At 66.5% G+C, this 2092-nt stretch carries 2 protein-coding genes; both read left to right on the top strand.

Annotated elements, in window-relative coordinates; all coding sequences use genetic code 11:
• The coding region (locus AB5Y89_RS18355; RefSeq protein ID WP_368224251.1) for a methyl-accepting chemotaxis protein at nucleotides 1–537 on the top strand (537 nt) is incomplete at its 5' end.
• Nucleotides 538–659: 122 nt separating this feature from the next.
• Nucleotides 660–2092, top strand: a 1433-nt coding sequence (locus AB5Y89_RS18360; RefSeq protein WP_368224252.1) for a methyl-accepting chemotaxis protein, incomplete at its 3' end; no start/stop codon positions are given.

Here is a 2092-nt window from a genome sequence, read left to right on the forward strand (position 1 = left end):
CTGGCGAGCCAGACCGACTCCATCGGCAGCATCCTCGACACCATCCGCAGCATCTCGGAGCAGACCAACCTGCTGGCCCTCAACGCCGCCATCGAGGCCGCCCGCGCCGGCGAGCAAGGCCGTGGCTTCGCCGTGGTGGCCGACGAGGTGCGCAACCTCGCCAGCCGCTCCGCCGCCTCCACCGCCGAGATCCAGGGCATGATCAACAGCCTCCAGGAGCAGAGCGCCCGCGCCGTCAGCGCCATGGCCCAGGGCCGCAACCAGAGCCTGCGGGTGGTGACCCAGGCCGACGAGGCCAACGGCGCCCTCGACCAGATCACCGGGCACATAACCCAGATCAGCGACATGAACATCCAGGTCGCCACCGCCACCGAAGAGCAGTCCAGCGTGGTCGGGGAGATCAACCGCAACGTGGAGGACATCAACCAGCTCACCATGGAGACCGCCGACATCGCCCACCAGTTGACCGAGTCCAGCCGCAGCCTGCAACAGCTCTCCGGCGAGCTCGACAAGCTGGTCGGCAACTTCCGGTTATAAGATGAAAGGGCGCTGCGGCGCCCTTTTTTCACCGGGTCGACAGGGAATACCGACCCCCATGACGGCGAACCGTCATGACAAGCCGCTACAGTAGCGACACAGCAACACACCAAGGAGTCAACATGCTGGCAGGCAACCTCACCATCAAAACCCAACTGATCCTGGCCGTCACCGTGCCCTGTCTCGCCCTGCTGCTGGTTGGCGCCGCCAGTCTGCGCAGCATGGACAACATCAGGCAGCAGGCCGAAGAGCTGTTCCAGAATACTGCCACCCCCATGCGGGCCATGGCGGAAGTGGCCTCCCGCATCCCGCGCATGCGCGTCGGCATCGACATGATGCTGTTGCAAGACACCTCCCTGCGCGACGAAAAGGGGGTGCTGACCCGGGTCAAGGAGACCCGCGAGGAAGACATTCCCGAGATGCGCCAGGCCATGGAGCAGGCCGTCAAGGCTCAGGTCGATCCGGACGCCCGGGCCAAGGCCCAGACCCTGCTCGATCAATTCACCCGGGTGGAGCGGGAGGAGCTGACTCCCATGTTGCAGGCGCTCTCTGACAACAAGATGGACGAGGCACGCGCCATCTACCGGGATCGCTACAGCCAGAGCTACGGGGTCATGCGCAAGGGCGCCAATGAGCTGCTCGACGGGTTGATAGGTCAGGCCCAGCATCGCAACGACCTGAGCGAAAACAGCTATGACAGCGGTCGTACCCAGATGATCGCCATCATCGTCATCGCCATCGCCATCTCGCTGCTCGTCTCGACCCTCATCCTCATCGGGCTGCGCCGCCGGGTCTCCTTCCTGCAATCCCATATTGGCGAAGTGGCCCGCCACCTCGCCCTCGACAGCCGCGCCAGTCTCACCGGCAAGGACGAGCTGGCCGAGATTGCCCACAGCTTCAACCAGTTCGTGACCCGGATCCACGGGGCCATCGTGCAGGTGGCGAGCAACTCCCGCCAGGTAGCCGCCACCGCCAGCGAAGTGGCTGCCAAGGCCCAGCTCACCCAGCATAACTGCACCGCCCAACGGGATCGCACCGTCCAGGTCGCCACCGCCATCCACGAGATGGGGGCCACCGTCACCGAGATCGCCGGCAATGCGTCTCTCGCCGCCGACGTCGCCAAGCAGGCCAACGAGCAGGCCGATGCGGGGGCCCAGGTCGTCGCCCAGGCCCGTCACGGCATCGTCGGCCTCTCCGGTGAAATCGAACAGGTCGCCGGGGTCATCGAGTCCCTGGCGAGCCAGACCGACTCCATCGGCAGCATCCTCGACACCATCCGCAGCATCTCGGAGCAGACCAACCTGCTGGCCCTCAACGCCGCCATCGAGGCCGCCCGCGCCGGCGAGCAAGGCCGTGGCTTCGCCGTGGTGGCCGACGAGGTGCGCAACCTCGCCAGCCGCTCCGCCGCCTCCACCGCCGAGATCCAGGGCATGATCAACAGCCTCCAGGAGCAGAGCGCCCGCGCCGTCAGCGCCATGGCCCAGGGCCGCAACCAGAGCCTGCGGGTGGTGACCCAGGCCGACGAGGCCAACGGCGCCCTCGACCAGATCACCGG

This window comes from Aeromonas sp. s4 (genome assembly GCF_040907855.1).
Lineage (GTDB): Bacteria > Pseudomonadota > Gammaproteobacteria > Enterobacterales > Aeromonadaceae > Aeromonas > Aeromonas caviae.